This is a genomic window from Adhaeribacter aerolatus, from assembly GCF_007991635.1.
Lineage (GTDB): Bacteria > Bacteroidota > Bacteroidia > Cytophagales > Hymenobacteraceae > Adhaeribacter > Adhaeribacter aerolatus.
Map to the genome: position 1 here is coordinate 1 of NZ_BJYS01000051.1, position 17,593 is coordinate 17,593.

Below are 17,593 nucleotides of genomic sequence, written 5' to 3' on the forward strand. Positions count from 1 at the left end.
TCCTGATTAGGAAATATTATGTTTCTAGCTTTTTATAAGTTCTTAACTGAATAATTATATCTTTTTATTTAGGCTTATCCTAATCTGAATTAATTCTCATTTATTGAAAGCATTATATCATTTTAAATTTCATTAGGCTGAAAACAGCAGAAATGAATTTATGGGCATGTTTAAAGTTTAGCTGCTTCGGGTTTTTCGGGATATTGGCCCTGATCGTTGGTTTGCTTTATCCAATTTTCCAGAATGCCCCGCATTTTCTTCAAGGTTGCCTGATGTTTGGCTGATGCCGCCAGATTATTTAGTTCGTAAGGGTCGTTTACAATGTCGTAAAGCTCTTCGGCGGGCTTGGTGGGCGCTGCAAACAACGCCTGAGCCGGGGTAAGTTTACCCTGCGCGTGCAATTCTTTCAGCAAATTCCACATGGGGTACTGGGTTTCTTTGTATTTATTGGGTTGCATGTACGGCCGCTCGGGATAATAATTTTTAATGTACTTAAATTGCTTATCGCGCACTGCCCGCATTTTATCCACGGTTTCGTCCATGCGGTCGCGGGCGCCAATTACAAAAGCACGTTTTTTAGCTTCCGGACCCAGCATTACCTGGCCTTCCAAATATTTAGGTGGCGTTATGCCGGCCACCCGCAAAATAGTAGCCGAAACATCAATGGCACTAATTAAATCGGTATTGGTTTGTCCAGGTTTTAACTGGCCGGGCCATTTCATAATAAGCGGTATATGCAGGCCGCCATCGTATAAAAATTGCTTGTCGCGGATGTGGCAGCGGCCGTTATCGCCGGAAAATATCACCAGCGTATTCTCTGCAATGCCTTCGTCTTGCAGGCGCTGCAACACCTTGCCTACAAAAGAATCTACTAGCTGAATAGATTCCAGGTACGTAGCCCAATCTTCGCGGGCTACCGGGTGGTTCGGATAAAAAGGGGGCAAAACTACTTTTGCCGGATCAATCTGGGGTGGGTGCTGTTGTACGGTGGTAGCCCAGGCTTTGCCGCGGTGCGATTCGTCCATGTTCATCTGGGCATAAAAGGGCTGACCCGGCTGGCGCTCTTTCCAATCGTTGCCATCAAAAACCGGATTTACCGGATTGAAATTAAAATCGGTTTTTAAGGGGCTCTGTACGCCCGGCGCCGGATTTTTGGCCAGTACGGTATAATAACCGGCCTGCCGCAAATATTCAGTAATGGGCTTTACCGGTTCGGGCAGTCTATAACCATCTTTGCGGTGGCTCCGGTGGTTGTGTGCGCCAATAGTAGTTTGGTACATGCCGGTAATCAGAGCCGAGCGGCTGGGAGAACAAACCGGCGCTGTGGTAAAGGCATTCGTGTACCGTATACCGTCTTTGGCCATTTTATCGAGGTTGGGCGTTTTAATGACCGGGGTACCGTAACAGGCCAAATCGGTGGAAATATCTTCGGATAAGATCCAGATTATATTTGGCTTTTGCTGATAAATATTTTTTGCCTGCGACCAACCCTGCCTGCTACCGCCGATTAACAAAAACAGAAATAAAGATAAAACCTTTAAAGTAGGAAGAGGCTGGGGCATTAGTTTTGGAATAAAATTGTAAAATTCTGGATAAGTTTTGGCAGTGGTAAAGTGGTGCAGAAATTAAAAATTCCGTATCGGTAACGCTTCACCCGCTGTGTTTAATTAGGCTTCTTCTCAAAATCAGATTCCTGTACCCATCCGGCTTTTACCGCCTCCCCTTTGGTATAACGTTCGTAGAAATTACGCACTTTGGGTTCTGAATACAAATATTTATCAAACACAGAACCTTTGCCGGCCATCCTGGGGTCCTGTTGACTTTTCAGTTCCTGCTCCATTTGAGTATGTAGGCTTTCCTTTATCTGGCTATAATTTTTATCGGCTGCTAAATTGGTCAGGCAGTACGGGTCTTTGGTTATTCTGTAAAGTTCCTCGGCCGGCCTTTTGCCAAAAGCTAAATCCCAGGTCCGGGTGTCACCACCATTTCTTTTGGCTTTCAGAATTTCGGTTTTGGTAGGCCCGCCGTCGGTATCGAGGTAACCAGTTTCGGGGTTACCGGTGGGCCAGCGCTCCGGCTCGTAGTTACGAACGTAATAATAATCGCCTTTCACTATTCCTCTTACCGGGTAGCCTTCGTCGTGGGGACGGCCCACGTCATTCCGTTCCCGGCCCAGCAGCACATGATCCCGACTGGTATCTACCTGACCGGCTTTATTAGAAGCAAAGATGGGCTGCAACGATTTTCCCTGCATGGGCTGCATATTAGCGGCATTGGTTTTCAGGCCGGCTAGTTCTAAAAAAGTAGGGGCAAAATCAACAAAACTCACATAATCCTGAATTTTCCGGCCGGGGTTTTTAATGCCGTTCTTCCACATAATGGCCAAGGGCAAGTGGTTGGCAAATTCATAAATATGCCCTTTTACCCGCGGAAATGGCATGCCGTTATCCGAAGTAACCACCACAATGGTATTTTCCAGTTCACCGCGCTTTTCCAATAATTCCAGCATCTGGCCGATATGCTGGTCGTAATATTCAACCTCGTAAGCATAGTCCAGCACGTCGTTTCTAACGGTTTCATTATCAGGCCAGAAGGCCGGCAGGTTATTTACATCGGATAATTTCTTTTTGCCCAGCGTTATGCCGGTTCCGTAGGCATACGCCCGGTGCGGTTCGTGCCCGCCGTACCAGAAGCAAAAAGGTTGGTCTTTGGGCTTTTTATCCAGAAAGGCGGCAAGGTTAGCCGTATAATTCACCGGCGAAATGGCTTTGGTGGGGGCTGCTATTTTTATTTCGTTGTAAGCCGGACCGGTGAGTTGCCGGGGTTTGCCGTTCACCTGGCCGGGATCGCCGGGCGACCAGCCCTTACCGGTAAATCCCACCTGGTAACCATTTTTACCCAAGGCTTCAACAAAGGAGGTAAATTTGGCTGGCCAGAAGGGCGAATGGTTGCCGGCTTCTTCCAACTGCCACAAATTACGCCCGGTCAGGATCATGGCCCTTGACGGCGCGCATTTGGGGTTAGGCGTATAGGCGTTGGCGAACAACAAACCCTCCCGGGCAATGCGGTCGAAATTCGGGGTTTTTACATAATTGGTCATGCCGTAAGCACTCATGTGCTGCAGCGAAGCATCATCGGCAATACAGAATAAAATATTAGGTCGTTTAGCAACCTGTTTGGCAGGCGTTGTTTGCTGCTTATTTTTTAACTGCCAGGCGGCTAAAACCGGAATAAGTAAAACCAGCCAGAATAATCGCTTATAAAAATATTTGTACCGCATATAATGTTGATTATTAATTCTTTTATCTCCCCTTAAAGCCATTATGGGTGTCTTTCTTTCATAAACAGGCGCAACGTCTGATTCTCATCATGAAGCTAAAAATAATATCCTACTTTAACTGGGCAGTGGCTAAAGTCAGGTGTGCTAAAAAATCTCTTTACCTAAAGCTGGCTGTAGCCTTTTAAAATCGTGCTATAACTTAAGGTCTGCCGGCGTTTACCAGATTTTTTTAGCCAGATTTTATAACCCGACTGATTAGGTTTTTATTAGTGCTTTGTTTGTGTAATATAGCCAACCAAATCCGGTCAAGAACTTGTCCGGTTAGCGGCTTGCAGGAGCATGCTCTACCCAAAAATCCAATATATATTTCTATGACGCAACGACAAAGACGCAGCTTTTTTAAAAAATTAGGATTGGGCCTGGCTACTTTCGTTTTTCCTGGTCCGGGATTTTCAAAAGGTATTTCGGATAGCCTATTTAGAGGGTCGCTTGGCAAATATAACCAGAGCGATTTCCGGGATGATTTTGCCGGCACCAACGACCGGGTTTGGATTGGCGAGAAATATTGGGCTATTCCAATGGAAGACTGGCAGATAAAAGGCGGCCGTCTGGAATTTACCGGTCAGCAAAAAATGGCGCGGGTAAACCTGCTTACTTCGGTTATTCAGAGTGGCACCGGCGAATTTACCTTAACGGTAGAGGCCGGCTTGCTGGCAGAAAAGACCAATTCGGCTAAACCCGGTACGGCCGGCTTCTCGGTGGGCATTACCGACGAACTGGATCCGGATGTTAAAGCCGCCTGCTATTATGGTAAAGGCATCAATGCCGGCGTATCCACCCAAGGCAACCTGTTTATAGGCGAACAAACTACGATCCTACCTAAAAATTTCGATTACGCGGCCTTTACGTTAAACTTAAAAGGCAACCGCTCCGGTAATACAACTAAATTAATCTTATTCTGCCGGGATAAAAGCGGCAAGTCTGCGCAACTCACGGCTACGGAACAGGCGGATATTCCGGGCTTGGTAGCCCTGGTTAATAATTTTGAATCGGGTGGCGGCGCCGGCTTCTGGTTCCGGAACTTAGCGTTAAATGGCTCCAAAATAGGTTCTAAACCGGAAAATAGCTTTGGTCCCATTTTGTGGGCCATGCACACGCTGTCTAAAGGCACCCTGCAACTCACAGCCCAAATGCCGCCCCTGGGCAAGCAGGACAGCCGGGAGGTGGAACTGCATTTACAAAAAAACAGCCAGTGGGAAAAAGTACAGACCCAACCCATAGACGATATGGCTTGCGTAGCCCAGTTTCAAGTTACCGGCTGGGATGCCGCCCGGGAAGTTCCCTACCGGTTGGTTTACAAAAATAAAGGCACCGACTATACTTATGCCGGTATTATCCGGCCGGAACCGCAGAACCGACCTCTAAAATTTGGCGGCTTAACTTGTCAGGAATGGTCGGGCTTTCCCTACAGCCCGGTGGCTAAAAACCTGGAGAAACATAATCCTGATATTCTTTACTTCTCCGGCGACCAGTTGTATGAAGGAAATGGCGGTTACCCAATTAAAAGAAAACCCGAAACGATGGCTATTTTAAGCTATTTAGGAAAATGGTATATGTTTGGTTGGGCCTTCCGAGAGGCTATGCGTGACCGGCCTACCATCTGCACCCCCGATGACCATGATGTATTCCATGGTAATTTGTGGGGAGAGGGCGGAAAATCTATTCCTTTTGAGCGGTGGGAAAATGTAAAGGATGCTTATGGTGGTTATGTACAAACGCCCAATATGGTAAATGTGGTGGCCAGAACCCAATGCGGGCATTTGCCTGCTCCTTATCATCCCGAACCATTGCCTTCAGGTATTACCCCCTGGTACACCGACTTGGTTTACGGCAAGGTCAGCTTTGCTGTAATCAGCGACCGCATGTTTAAATCCGGACCGGACCAAGTTCGGAAAGGAACTGGTCGATTGGATCATTTAAAAGAGCCTTTAACCAACAAAGATCAGTTGGAAGCGCCGCACTTGCAAATGCTCGGCGACCGCCAGATGCATTTTCTGACGAATTGGGTGGAGGACTGGCAGGGCGCCGACATGAAAGTATTACTTTCCCAAACCCTTTTCTGTAATGTTGGCACCCATCATGGTCCGGACAAAATGTTTCTCTACGGCGATATGGATTCCGGGGGCTGGCCCAAGCAAAAGCGCGATGAAGTACTCCGTTTAGTTCGCAAAAGCTATGCATTTCATATTAACGGCGACCAACACCTGCCCTTTATGGTGCAATACAGCTTGGACCAACCGCGCGATGCCGGTTGGACTTTTTGTACCCCGGCCATTTCAACGGGCTATATTCGCTGGGGCGAACCCGACACTGTGAAGGTTCCTTTTACCCAACGGCCCGCGCACGGACTCCCTAACACCGGGCTGTACCCGGATGGCTTTGGCAACCTAAATTATATTTATGCGGTAGGCAATCCAGTAGATAATTTCGCGAATAAAAACCGGTATATCCGGGCGCAGAACAAAGCTTCGGGTTTTGGCCTGATAACTTTCGACACCAGTGCCAGGACCATAAAAATGGAGGCTTTCCGTTTCCTGGCTGATAAAGATAAACCTACCGCTAATGATACATTCCCAGGCTGGCCTTTAACCATCAATCAAACCGACAATGATGGCCGCCAGGCAAAAGCCTTTCTGCCTCGCCTGGAGTTAAACAAACCCAACCAGGTGATTAAGATTTATAAAGACCAGAGTAAAGAACTGGTGAATGTGCTGCGCGTTAAAGAAATCCAATACCAACCAGCGGTCTTCGAGCCCGGGGTGTACACGATAGTAGTAGGAGAAGGAACCGCAATAAAAGAATTTAAAGGAATAAAAGCTTCGGCCAAAACACCGAAAAAAAGTATAAAAGTAACTGTTTAGATATAGTTTAGCAGCTCATAGGAACGTGGCACCAGTAGCTCCTGGATGCCAGTTTCCTATAAGTTGGGCTTTTGCGCACTTCAATTAAACCACTGGCCAAAATATACGACAGCAGTACCAGTTTTTTTTGAGTGTAACCTAGCTGGTCTTAAGCAAACTTTATTAGCTAAAGCCTTAATTTTTGGCTTGCTCCGGCTTGGTAGGCACAAGTTGTTTTTCCCAGTAGTGCAGAAATTCTTCGTCGGAGATGGTTGGACTGAGTCCTTTTTTCTCCATTTCGGTTTTAAACTTGTCTTTCATTAAATCTATGGCATAGCTAACCTCCGTGGGGTATTCCGGGTAAGGACCTTTGTCGGCCGTAGCTATCCACTTATCCAACTGCCCCCGTAGCTCTTTTAATTTCGACTGGTAAGCAGCCTGATCGGCCAGGTTATGCAGCTCATAGGGGTCTTTTTTGAGATCATAGAGTTCTTCGGCCGGACGATTGGGCGCCATAAACCTAGCTTGATCGGGTGTAAGCTTTCCTTGCCGCTGCAGGACTTGCAGCAGGGTAAGTACCGGGTATTCCCACTTTTTATAGGCATTAAACTGGGTGTAGGGCCGCTCCGGGTAAAAATTGCGGATGTACTTAAAGTCTTTGGTTCTTACAGCCCTGATTCGGTCCAAGGTCTCGTCACAACGGTCGCGGGCGGCAAAGGCATACTGCCGGGCCGGCGCTGTTTTGCCTAGAAAGTCTTGTCCCTGCATATAAGCAGGAGTTTTAATATCTGCTAGTTGCAAAGCGGTTGCCGCTAAATCAATATTACTAATCAGCCGATCGCTGGTAGTGCCGGCTGACAGATGCCCAGGCCAGCGGACAATAAGAGGTGTATTAATGCCGCCTTCATAGAGAAATTGCTTTCCCCGCACGTGAGGCCGGCCATGGTCGCCGAAAAAGAAAACGACTGTATTGTCCGCTAGTCCATCCTGCCGAAGTCTTTCCAGAATAGTGCCCACCTGCTGATCTAACAATTGAACCGTTTCCAGGTACAATGCCCAATCCTGCCGGGCTACCGGATGGTTCGGATAATAAGGTGGCAACACTACTTTATTTGCATCTATGGGATGCGCCGGATCGCGTTTAAAAGGCCGGTGGGCGTAAGTCAGATGAACCTGGGCAAAGAAAGGTTGATCCTTACCTCGTTGCCGCCAATCGAAACCCGCATACAGCTTCTTGGGTTCATGTTCAAAATTATAACCAGTATAATGCGGCCCCGACATCTGCACGCCCCCGGTATTGGCCACGAAGTAGCCTGCATGACGGAAATATTCAGTTACCGGTACTACCGGAGCGGGTAAAGTAGTTTTATTTTTGGGAAACTGATTATGGGAATTAATGCTTACAGAATACATGCCCGTAATCAAAGCCGACCGGCTGGGCGAACACACGGCCCCCACCGTAATAAAATTCCGGTACATAACTCCTGCTTTAGCCAGCCGGTCCAGATTAGGGGTATATACCAATTTATTACCGTAGCAACCTAAGTCCGGACTAATATCGTTGGCCACAATCCATAATATATTCGGACGAGTTGCAGGTGCAGGACGAGACTGCCCGGTTACTTCCACAACAGGCAACCAACAGCAAACCCAGAATACCCAAAGCAAAACTATATTTTTCATACCTGGTTTATATAAAAACATATTATTTCAAAGGCGATTTCGGTTTTCGATTAGATGTAAGCTGCCTAATTACATGATTATTTACTTGGGCGGGCACACTTAACTTTGGGTATAGACTTTATTTCTAAAATGCACCAGCCCGGTAGCAGCTTTACTGAATGCTGCTACCGGATTGATGTTGTATGATTCTGATTAATATTTAGGGTTCTGCACGAGTTTGGTGTTGTTTAACTCGGGCAAAGGAATGGGTAATATTTCGTTTTTACCGGCTTCAAATCCCATTGGTGCCAGAACCGTAGCTGCTTTTCCCGTACGTACCAGGTCATACCAGCGGTGGCCTTCAGTTGCTAATTCTAAACGGCGCTCCTGATGAATATTATCCAGGGTGGCTGCTACCGGCTTCAACCCGACGCGTGCCCGCACGGCATTTAACAAGGCGGCGGCCCTGGCCATATCGCCCCCGCCTTCTACCAGCGCTTCTGCTTCCATTAAGTACGTATCGGCTAACCGCATCTCTATATAGTTTTGCGGGTAATTTAACGTAGCCGCACCGGCACCGGTACTCTTAAAGCTTTGCAACGGGGCATATTTCTGTACAAAATGGCCGGTGTTCATGTAACCGGGCACATACGTTGCTTTGCCAATTCTCACCAGGCTATCCACATCGGCAATAGTAGCTTTAAACCGCGGATCGTGGTACAGGGCATTGTATAATTCGGGCGTTATCGGGCACCCGCCCCAGGTCGAATAATACAAAGGGCCATTATAACTTCTGGGGCCAAACATGGTACTGGCAATTAAACCTTCTACTTTAGAAGTATTGCCCCAGTTAGAAGCAGCAATGGCGGTATGCCCGATTTCCAGGATAGACTCGCTGTGAAATTGGTTATCAGGCCGGAAGATGTCGGCAAAATTTGGCAGTAAACGATACCCGTATTTACTCGTTCCGCCCGGGGTCCCGTTTACTTCAGCTAATTGCTGGACGGCTTCTTTCCATTTCTTTTCATAAATATACACTTTACCCAGTAAAGCTTGCGCCGCTCCTTTGGTAATGCGGCCACCTTCGGTGGCCGCCGGAACCGTATTAGGCAGGTTAACTTCGGCAATAGCCTCCTGTAAATCTTTTTCTATCTGGGTGTAAACCGCTTCCGGGGCGGCCTGTTCTACCTGGTATATTTCATCGGTTGATAGGGGCGTGATAATTAAAGGTACGTTCCGGAATAACCGTACTAAATCGAAATAATAGTAAGCCCGTAAAGCCTTTGCTTCGGCGATATACCGCTTTTTGGTCCCTTCATCTAATCCGGAAATATTGCCTTCCAACTTCGAAATGATGGTATTGACCCGCGACACGCCGGTAAAATTCCTTTGCCAGAAGCCCAACTGCGGCCCGTTGGCCGGGTCGAGTAAGTTAAAATTATTCATGGTTTGTAAATACCACACATCCGAAGAACTCCCCCCGCCACCGTAAGCTTCATCGGAGGCGGCTACCAGGCAGGCAAAGTTAGCGTAGCCCGATGCGACATCGCCTTCCCATCCCAAAGGGTCATAGGCGGCCACCAGGCCGTTAAAGACTTCAGCCGCATTTTTAAAATAGTTAGATTCTATTTGGGTGGCGCGTGGATCCACTTCTAAAAAATCTTCCTGGCACGAACTAAGAGCTCCCATGCCCAATATCAGCGCTGCTATATAGCTTATCTGTATCTTTTTCATTTTAATTTGCTGTTGATTTTAGAAACCCACGTTTAATCCTAGTAAGAATGAGCGGGATTGCGGATAAATACCCCGATCGATGCTGTAGTTGTTCATATTATTGCCGCCTATTTCAGGATCGAAGCCGGTATATTTGGTGAATGTGAGCAGGTTGTTGCTGCTTACATATACCCGCAGCCGTTGTAACCCTACTTTACCAATGGTTTCTTTTGTTAAAGAATAGCCCAGCTGCAGGGTTTTAATCCGTAAATAATTTCCGCTTTGTAAGTAAAAAGCAGAAGGATTAGCAAAATTCTTGTTGTCATCTTTGGTTGTAAGCCGGGGGTAAGTATCAGACGTTCCCTCGCCGTTCCAGCGATTTAAAGCATTGGTTTGCCAATTAGCGGTGGGTATATCCAAACGCCGCAATCCCTGGAAAATTTGGTTACCGCCTACTCCCTGCCCAAATGCCAGCAAATCGAAATTTTTGTAGGTAGTATTAAACGTAAAGCCGTACGACCAATTAGGCGTCGGGTCGCCAATAAAAGTGCGATCATCGGCCGTAATCTGGCCGTCCTGGTTCAAATCGGCCCAACGGAAATCGCCCGGTTTTGCTTTGGGTTGAATTTTATTTCCATTTTCGGCGATATAGGCATCTATTTCGCCTTGGTTCTGGAAGATGCCTTGGGTCTGGAAGCCATAAAAAGAACCGATGGCGTGGCCCAAAGCCGTACGGGTAAGCAGGTAACTGCTGTTCTGTAATTTAGCGCCATCTTCCAAAAAAGTTTTGTCTTCTCCCAGGTAAGTTACTTCGTTTTCCAGGTAAGAAACATTTCCCCTAACATCCAGTTTAAGAGCGCCCACTTGTTTGCGATACCCCAGTTCTAACTCTACGCCCCGGTTTTCCATATCGGCCACGTTGCCGTACGGATAGCCGGTTGCGCCGACATAAGCCGGCAGCACCACAGTTTGTAAAATGCCGGTAGTTTTCTTTTTATACCAGTCGAGGGTTAAGGTCCAATCTTGTAAAAGCACGGCATCAACGCCAAAGTTTAGCTGGCTGGTTTCTTCCCAACGCAGATTCGGATTAGCCGGCGCATCGGGGCTGTAACCTATCAGGTAATTATCATTGCCAAAGGTGTAGTTACGGCCCCCTCCTACGGTAGATATATATCTGAAATCACCCAATACGTCGTTACCGGTAATGCCGTAGGAGCCGCGTAATTTTAAAAAGTTCACCTGGTTATTACCCGCCAGGAAATCTTCCTGGCTTAGTACCCAGCCCAAAGAAGCAGAAGGAAAATAGCCGTATTTATTATTTGCGCCAAACCGCGAAGAACCATCCCTGCGAATAATACCCGTAAACAAATATTTCTCTTTCAAATTATAGGTTAAGCGGCTAAACAATGAACTGACCGTATGATGAATGCCCTCAGAGCCGGTAGCATTAATATTATCGGCCGCGGTACTGTAATTCATAGAGGCATCATCAAAATTATCTACCGGTAAATTAAAATAGGTAACCGTAAGGCCGCTGCTGTTGTTATCGAGGTAAGCGCCCTGGCCTAATAAAATAGTAAAATTATGATTCCCTATCGACCGGCTGTAAGAGGCCGTATTTTCCAGGTTCCAGTTAAAAAGCTGGCGGCGGTTCCGGGCAAAAGAAGTTTGAATACTAAACTGGTTGGCGTTGAGGTAATAAAGCGGGGTAAAATTTTCGCTTCCCCAGTAATTAAGCCGGGCGCCTAAAGTAGACCTGATTTTTAAACCTGCCAGTGGTTCGGCTTCTACATACGCATTGCCCACTATATTATCGGCCCAGTCGTAGTTGCCTTTCTGAGTCTGGATATAAGCCAGCGGGTTGGTAACCTGCTGTTGCACCACTTTGGAAATGCCGTAAGGATTGCCTTGGGCATCTCTGACCACGGCTTGGGTAGCATAAGGAACCGCCTTTAATTCTGTCGGATCCGTAACAATAACGGGCGTAAGCGGGTCCAGCATAATGGCGCCGCTCAACGGCCCGCCAAAATCGGTATTACCGCCCACACCCCCATTACTTTTAACCCGCGAATAGCCCAGCGATTGGCCAAACGACAGCCATTTTGCCAGTTTATGGTTTGAATTTAAGCGGATGCTGTACCGGTTAAACTTTGAAATATCGGTGGCTACAATACCTTCCTGGCCAAAATAGCCGAAAGAAGTATAAAAAGTAGATTTTTCACTGCCGCCGCTAATATTTACCTGATGATCCTGAATTCGGGCATTATTATTAAAAATCAGGCTTTGCCAGTCGGTTCCTTTTCCTAAAGATTCGGGGTTTGTGTAAACTGGTTTACCACCGCCATTAACCGATTGTTCGTTAATTAAAGTGGCATATTGGGTAGCATCTAATAAATCCAGCTTTCTGGCCGGCGCCTGGGTACCGTAATAGGCATTATAGTTAACGTTAATGGTGCCGGTTTTTCCTCTTTTAGTTGTAACCAGAATTACCCCAGCCGATGAACGGGCGCCGTAAATAGCCGCTGAAGCCGCATCCTTTAGCACCTCTATCGATTCAATATCGTTAGGATTCAAATAATTAATGCCGCCATCACCTACCACCACACCGTCTACTACATAGAGCGGGTCATTGGCATCATTCAAAGAAGTTGCCCCCCTCACCCTTACCGAGGACGCTGCTCCGGGCGCACCCGAACTGGAAGCAATGGTTAAGCCGGAAGTCCGGCCTTGCAGGGCTTGCTCTACTCTCCCAATCTGTTGATTTTCGAGTTCGGTGGCTTTCACACTGGAAATGGCACCGGTAACTACGCTCTTTTTCTGAACGCCATAGCCCACCACCACTACTTCTTCCAAAGCCTTGGCATCGGGTACCAGGGTAACGTTAATAACCGTTTGCTTATTTACGGCTATTTCTTTCGACATAAATCCAATAAAAGAAAATATGAGCACGGCATCATCGGAAGGCACACTCAAAGTGAAGTTACCGGTCGCGTCGGTGGCAGTACCGGAGCTGGTACCTTTAACCAGAATACTCACCCCGGGCAAAGGGGCGCCGGCTTCATCCACCACTTTACCGCTGATATCAATCGCCGCGACTTGTGCCCTTTTTAAGCCGGTTCTTTCAATGGGCAGGTTTTGGCTGGTCGGTTTTTCCGCATAAATCAGGTAAAAATTATTTTGTAGTTTCTCGTATTTTAATCCAAATGGCCGTAACACCAACTTAAGGGTTTGCTCCAGACTGGTTTTATTAGGGAGCAAGTCGTTTTTTATAAATTTACCTTCGAGTTGGTCGCTGTTATAGTTAAAACTTACTTTGTAAATAGCTTCTAATTCGCCTAAAACTTTGATAATCGATTTAGAATTGGCCGGAGCAATTGTTTTTTCTTGCCTGGTAGCCGTTGCTGCCCCGTTGGAGAAAGCCAGGTGTTGCGCATAAACTCCCATAACTGGAGTACCTTGCAAACCAAGCACCAGCAGCATAAGCCTGCTTTTTTTAGAGTTAAATTTTAGCATAATATTTATTTTGAGTGATTACAAAAGAACTGCTTAAAGCTTTTTGTCTTTATGGGGAGCTATTAGGATGTGGTTCTGACTTTGCGTGATTTGCAGGTCGTAGAGTTTAGATAAAGCCGTAAACAAGAGGTTTAAATTATTGCCCGGAATAGTACCGGTAAAGCGTTGCTCTGCCAGCGTTTTATCTGCAAAAGTTATCTGGTAGCCGTAGTTATCCTCCAGCAATAAGGCTATTTCCTTTAATGTATTTTTATTAAAGGCTAATTCGTTTTTAAGCCAGGATGTATACTGCTGGGTATTCACCGGTTTTTTCATTACCTGGTTAGTAGTACTACTGTAACCCACCAACTCTCCGGGTTTCATAAAAACAGACGGTTGGGAAGTAAGTTCAGGTAAATCAACTTTTACTCTACCAGATTGCAACACTACCTGGGTATTATTTCGGCGGTTATTTACATTAAACTTAGTGCCTAATACCTCAACCGTTAAGTTTTTCGTGTACACTTTAAACTTAGCATAGTCAGTGGTAGCTTTCTTCTTTTTCAGGACACTAAAAAAAGCTTCTCCTTTCAGCCAAACCTGCCGGGGCTCATCCGAATCTTCCCAATCAGAAGCAAACAACAGCGATGAATTGGCATTTAAAATAACTTGGGAGCTATCGGGCAGGGTAATGTTTTTAATTTGGCCGAAGTTGGTAGTATAGGTGATATGATGACTCTTTTGTGGTTTAAAGTAAAATATTCCCACACTAATCATTATAAGGCCAATCAGAACAGCGGCAATCCGTTGATATTGTTTGGCCCAACTATTTGAATGAACGGGTATATCATAACCAGTTAAGGCAGGCTCTTCTTGCTTAATATTTGCCTGAATTTCATTCCAGACAGCTACAAAATCATTGTTCGTTTTAAAATCGGTGGTAAAACCTAATACCTGTATTATTTCTCTGGCCTCGTTTACATCCGATTTTTTAAACGGGTACTTCTCTAACCAATCTTCCCAAAAAGCATTTGTTTCTGCATCCGGTGCTATTACCCACTTCTGAAAAAAAGCATCTGTAACAAAATGCTTTGCGGTATAATTTTGATATTTCATTATATAGAGGTAACCAACTTCGCTTATTTGTTTAAACCCAGACAGCAAACTGCCTTATTTCTCATCTATATTTTTTAATGAATTTTCATTTTAGTTTCCTTTACCAGTTCAGGCCGTAAACCCCAAAGAGCTGTTAAAATATTTTCTTTAGACTTATTGCACCTATTCTGCCCTGCTCACCTGGCAGTTACAGTAATAAACCTTTAATAAATACCCATTAAAATTAACTCTGAAATGTTTAATTAAACCTGAACGATGCGTCTGCTAATGATCAAAAAGAAAATATTAAGACAGGAGTTTTTTTTGCGAAAGCGCCCTTTAGCAGAACGCACTGATAGCAATTATAAGTAGGTTATTTGTGGTGATACTATTTTACCTTTCAGTAATTCAAACAGATTGGATTTGATAGGCTAAAACCTGAAAGTTGATAAAGGCAAGGAAAGCCTGTTTACAACAATCTTAAATTTAGTTAATGCAGAAAATTAATATTTGTAAAACTCATTTATATATTACTGAACAAACAAGATTATTGCACTATTGTATTACATTCCAGCCCTACATTGCACCCAGAAGGCAAAAGTCCGATAAAACAGGAAAACAATATTATATTTTAGTGATAATTTTAGGTGTTTTGCAAAAGGTTAAGAAACTTTGGACATAGTAAAAATTCTATTCTGGTTCTACTTAAAAATGACAATTTAGGGTATCATAAGTATAAAGTGAGCAACAATAACAAATAAGCTTTAGATAAATTTTGCCGAAACTTATTTAGCGCTTTAGACACTAAATTATACACACCTTCTACCGATATTGACATTTTAGAAGCAATATCCTCATTGGGCAAATTTTCATAGAATTTAAGAATGACTGCTTCTTTTTGGCGGTTGGTAAGTTTTCCCAAAGCCTGAATAATGCGTACCTTTTGCTCCTCGACTAATTGGTCGTTTATCAGGATTTGTTCTTCCGAAATTACAGTACCAAAAAAAACGTCTTCTTTCGATTCACCGATAGGTGAAAATTTAGACTGGTAAGAAAAATTGTCAATTAGCTTCCTTTTTAGTGATTTAAACAAATAGTACTTAATGGAGTTAGTCGGACCTAAATTATCACGGTTTTTCCAGATATGTACAAACAAATCCTGAATACAATCCTTCACAATTTCCCGTTCGGGGCAAATTTTTAATCCATAAGTAAACAAAGAAAAAAAATATCGTTGATAAATGAGGGAATAAGAACTAGTGTTCCCGTTTCTAAAGTCATTCCACAACTGCTCTTCCGTTTGGGATACATCATCAGGAGTTGAATAATTATCATCTGAAGAATTACTAGACTTTAGCACCATAAAATAAAGCCGTTCGGCTGAATATTTGTTTGAGTGGTTCTTTAACTTTTATCAAAATATAGCGCTTTTTTTCAATATTAAACAATTATTAGCCCTATTTAAATTATTAAATTAAACATTTATTAAAGCAAGCACTTATTTATTTCATTAATACTAAAGCAATTATCACTTTTTTAAAATATTTTAAATTTAAAAGTTTCAAGAATATATCTCCTAATAGTACCTGCTTTTTAAAATAAATCTCGCGTTGATGAAAATTAGCCTTTTAATTAATAACCAGATTTTAAATAGGTTTAGCTATTTCGTTATTCAATTACAGTTCCGGAACAAAAATATGGCATAATAGAATATAAATATTAATAGCCAGATTATGATATTATTAAATTGATTAGGTACTCTGACTTAGACATTGGCAACAGGCCTTTCCAGAATGGCATACCTTTTCCTGATGCGCTTAATACAAATGGTTCCCGAGTGTTTCCGGGTAAATATTGGACATCCTCAACAATAGCATTTTCAGGGAAGCCTGCTGCATAGCGTATATACCTGGTTCTGCTAATAGGTTTTAATCACTTTTAGTACTGATTATTATCATTTTATTCAGGTATAGAAAATACTAGCTTTCACCTAACAACAATATTTATAAACCCTTTGAATGAGCAAAAAAATGAGTCGGCCAGCAGAACTTTATTTGCTTTATTTTCTCCTCCTGGTGCTGAGTTTAAATGCCCTGGTTGGCGGAGGTGCCTTAATCCTGAAACCCCAAGGCTCATTAATGGGGCTTAAGCCAGATTGGCTGCAAAACACTCCATTTAAAAGCTACCTGATACCGGGCTTGCTGCTGTTTGTCTTTAACGGTTTACTGCTGAAGCCAACTTGGCCCTGGGCTAATGTATTTAATATTTTTACGGATAAATACTGGGCCTGGACTTACTCTCTCTTAACCGGTATTATCCTGATTACCTGGATAACGGTGCAGGAAATACTTATCCAATATTTCTGGTTGCAAACCGTGTTTATTGTAATGGGACTTCTGATTATCATCTGCACGCTCCTGCCCCGGGTGCAAAAGTATTATTCACTGAATCATTAAATTTATTATGCACGCACTCCAGATTAGCCGCCAACTCACCTATATCAGCACGGGGCTGGCGGGTTTGGCCGCGGCCGGCGGACTGGGGTGGCCCGACTTGTACCAGGATAAAGCCCTTTTTAAATTGGCCTGGCTTGGCAACGATATAGTAACCTTAGCGGTAGTTGTTCCACTTTTGCTATTGACTCTATTCTTCGCCCGCCAGGGTTCCCAGCGGGCGCAACTGCTGTGGATGGGGCTGTTAGGTTATATGTTTTATAACTATGCCTTTTACTTGTTCGGGGCCGCTTTTAATGCCTTCTTCCTGCTTTATGTAGCCCTGTTTTCTTTATCGGGCTATGCCTTAATACTGGGACTTTCGGCGTTGGATGTGCGTGGCCTGGGTAAGCAGTTCCGGCCCGAAACACCCCGTAAATGGCTCAGCGGGTATTTACTTTTTATCTCGCTGCCCTTGGGTATTTTTGAGATAACGCAATGCCTTGGCTTTGTTTTTACCGGAAACTTACCCCAGGCCCCCAGCTTAATTTTTGCCCTGGATTTAGCCATTGTGGTGCCGAATACGGCGTTAGCAGCTATACTGCTTTGGAAACAACATCCCTGGGGCTACGTGCTGGGTGCCATCATGCTGGTTAAAGCCTTTACTTACGGATTGGTGTTAACGGTAACCACCACCTTCATTGCCTTTTCTGGCCTGAGTACCGGCTGGGATCCGCTGATGCCTTTTTATGTGTTTGTAATGGTTGGTGGCCTAGTCGGGAGCCTGGTACTACTTAAGAATTTAAAACCCGGCCTTTCAAAAGACTTAAGTCGAACCCAAAAGCAAGTAGTTATGAACATAAATACTTTTTAATTTAACTCCTTGTATTTCAGCTTATAACATATCACTGTTTCCCCAATAAATTCAAAATTTTGCCCATATATTACGTTTAGCAGCATTCCTGTCCGGAATCAATACCCCCTTTCAAAATCTAAACTTTCCTAAAATTATGTTAAGA

Annotated in this window: 10 protein-coding genes; 3 read left to right on the top strand and 7 right to left on the bottom strand. The window is 44.5% G+C overall.

Annotated features, from left to right (window positions below):
• Positions 1-170: 170 nt before the first annotated feature.
• A complete protein-coding gene (locus tag AAE02nite_RS24010) occupies positions 171-1,562 on the bottom strand; it encodes a sulfatase family protein (protein ID WP_146904570.1) in 1,392 nt (463 codons plus the stop codon).
• Between the two features lie 101 nt (positions 1,563-1,663).
• On the bottom strand, positions 1,664-3,280 hold the full coding sequence (locus tag AAE02nite_RS24015) for a sulfatase family protein (RefSeq protein ID WP_146904573.1): 1,617 nt from the start codon (positions 3,278-3,280) through the stop codon (positions 1,664-1,666).
• Positions 3,281-3,651: 371 nt separating this feature from the next.
• On the opposite strand from AAE02nite_RS24015, the gene AAE02nite_RS24020 reads away from it, so the two are divergent.
• Positions 3,652-6,201, top strand: a complete 2,550-nt coding sequence (locus tag AAE02nite_RS24020) for an alkaline phosphatase D family protein (RefSeq protein WP_146904576.1) — start codon at positions 3,652-3,654, stop codon at positions 6,199-6,201.
• Positions 6,202-6,375: 174 nt separating this feature from the next.
• On the opposite strand, the gene AAE02nite_RS24025 is transcribed toward AAE02nite_RS24020, so the two are convergent.
• From AAE02nite_RS24025 to AAE02nite_RS24045, 5 genes are all read right to left on the bottom strand, one after another.
• Positions 6,376-7,863, bottom strand: coding sequence for a sulfatase family protein (locus AAE02nite_RS24025; protein WP_170252681.1), 1,488 nt, complete (start codon positions 7,861-7,863; stop codon positions 6,376-6,378).
• Between the two features lie 192 nt (positions 7,864-8,055).
• On the bottom strand, positions 8,056-9,576 hold the full coding sequence (locus tag AAE02nite_RS24030) for a RagB/SusD family nutrient uptake outer membrane protein (RefSeq protein WP_146904582.1): 1,521 nt from the start codon (positions 9,574-9,576) through the stop codon (positions 8,056-8,058).
• Between the two features lie 18 nt (positions 9,577-9,594).
• Positions 9,595-13,035 carry a SusC/RagA family TonB-linked outer membrane protein gene (locus AAE02nite_RS24035; protein ID WP_246151238.1) on the bottom strand — a complete coding sequence of 1,147 codons (3,441 nt, stop codon included), beginning with the start codon at positions 13,033-13,035 and terminating at the stop codon, positions 9,595-9,597.
• Positions 13,036-13,101: 66 nt separating this feature from the next.
• Positions 13,102-14,163, bottom strand: a complete 1,062-nt coding sequence (locus AAE02nite_RS24040) for a FecR family protein (protein ID WP_146904585.1) — start codon at positions 14,161-14,163, stop codon at positions 13,102-13,104.
• 706 nt (positions 14,164-14,869) lie between these two features.
• Positions 14,870-15,505, bottom strand: coding sequence for an RNA polymerase sigma factor (locus tag AAE02nite_RS24045; protein WP_146904588.1), 636 nt, complete (start codon positions 15,503-15,505; stop codon positions 14,870-14,872).
• 667 nt (positions 15,506-16,172) lie between these two features.
• Between AAE02nite_RS24045 and AAE02nite_RS24050 the strand changes: the two genes are divergently transcribed.
• A complete protein-coding gene (locus tag AAE02nite_RS24050; RefSeq protein ID WP_146904591.1) occupies positions 16,173-16,598 on the top strand; it encodes a hypothetical protein in 426 nt (141 codons plus the stop codon).
• 7 nt (positions 16,599-16,605) lie between these two features.
• Positions 16,606-17,448 carry a hypothetical protein gene (locus AAE02nite_RS24055; RefSeq protein ID WP_146904594.1) on the top strand — a complete coding sequence of 281 codons (843 nt, stop codon included), beginning with the start codon at positions 16,606-16,608 and terminating at the stop codon, positions 17,446-17,448.
• Positions 17,449-17,593 lie beyond the last annotated feature (145 nt).

Excerpts from the sequence above, each read along its gene's own strand:
- AAE02nite_RS24045 (WP_146904588.1), bottom strand. The coding sequence starts at position 15,505 with ATGGTGCTAAAGTCTAGTAATTCTTCAGATGATAATTATTCAACTCCT.
- AAE02nite_RS24010 (WP_146904570.1), bottom strand. The coding sequence starts at position 1,562 with ATGCCCCAGCCTCTTCCTACTTTAAAGGTTTTATCTTTATTTCTGTTT.
- AAE02nite_RS24050 (WP_146904591.1), top strand. The coding sequence starts at position 16,173 with ATGAGTCGGCCAGCAGAACTTTATTTGCTTTATTTTCTCCTCCTGGTG.
- AAE02nite_RS24015 (WP_146904573.1), bottom strand. The coding sequence starts at position 3,280 with ATGCGGTACAAATATTTTTATAAGCGATTATTCTGGCTGGTTTTACTT.
- AAE02nite_RS24030 (WP_146904582.1), bottom strand. The coding sequence starts at position 9,576 with ATGAAAAAGATACAGATAAGCTATATAGCAGCGCTGATATTGGGCATG.
- AAE02nite_RS24035 (WP_246151238.1), bottom strand. The coding sequence starts at position 13,035 with ATGCTGCTGGTGCTTGGTTTGCAAGGTACTCCAGTTATGGGAGTTTAT.
- AAE02nite_RS24055 (WP_146904594.1), top strand. The coding sequence starts at position 16,606 with ATGCACGCACTCCAGATTAGCCGCCAACTCACCTATATCAGCACGGGG.
- AAE02nite_RS24040 (WP_146904585.1), bottom strand. The coding sequence starts at position 14,163 with ATGAAATATCAAAATTATACCGCAAAGCATTTTGTTACAGATGCTTTT.
- AAE02nite_RS24025 (WP_170252681.1), bottom strand. The coding sequence starts at position 7,863 with ATGAAAAATATAGTTTTGCTTTGGGTATTCTGGGTTTGCTGTTGGTTG.
- AAE02nite_RS24020 (WP_146904576.1), top strand. The coding sequence starts at position 3,652 with ATGACGCAACGACAAAGACGCAGCTTTTTTAAAAAATTAGGATTGGGC.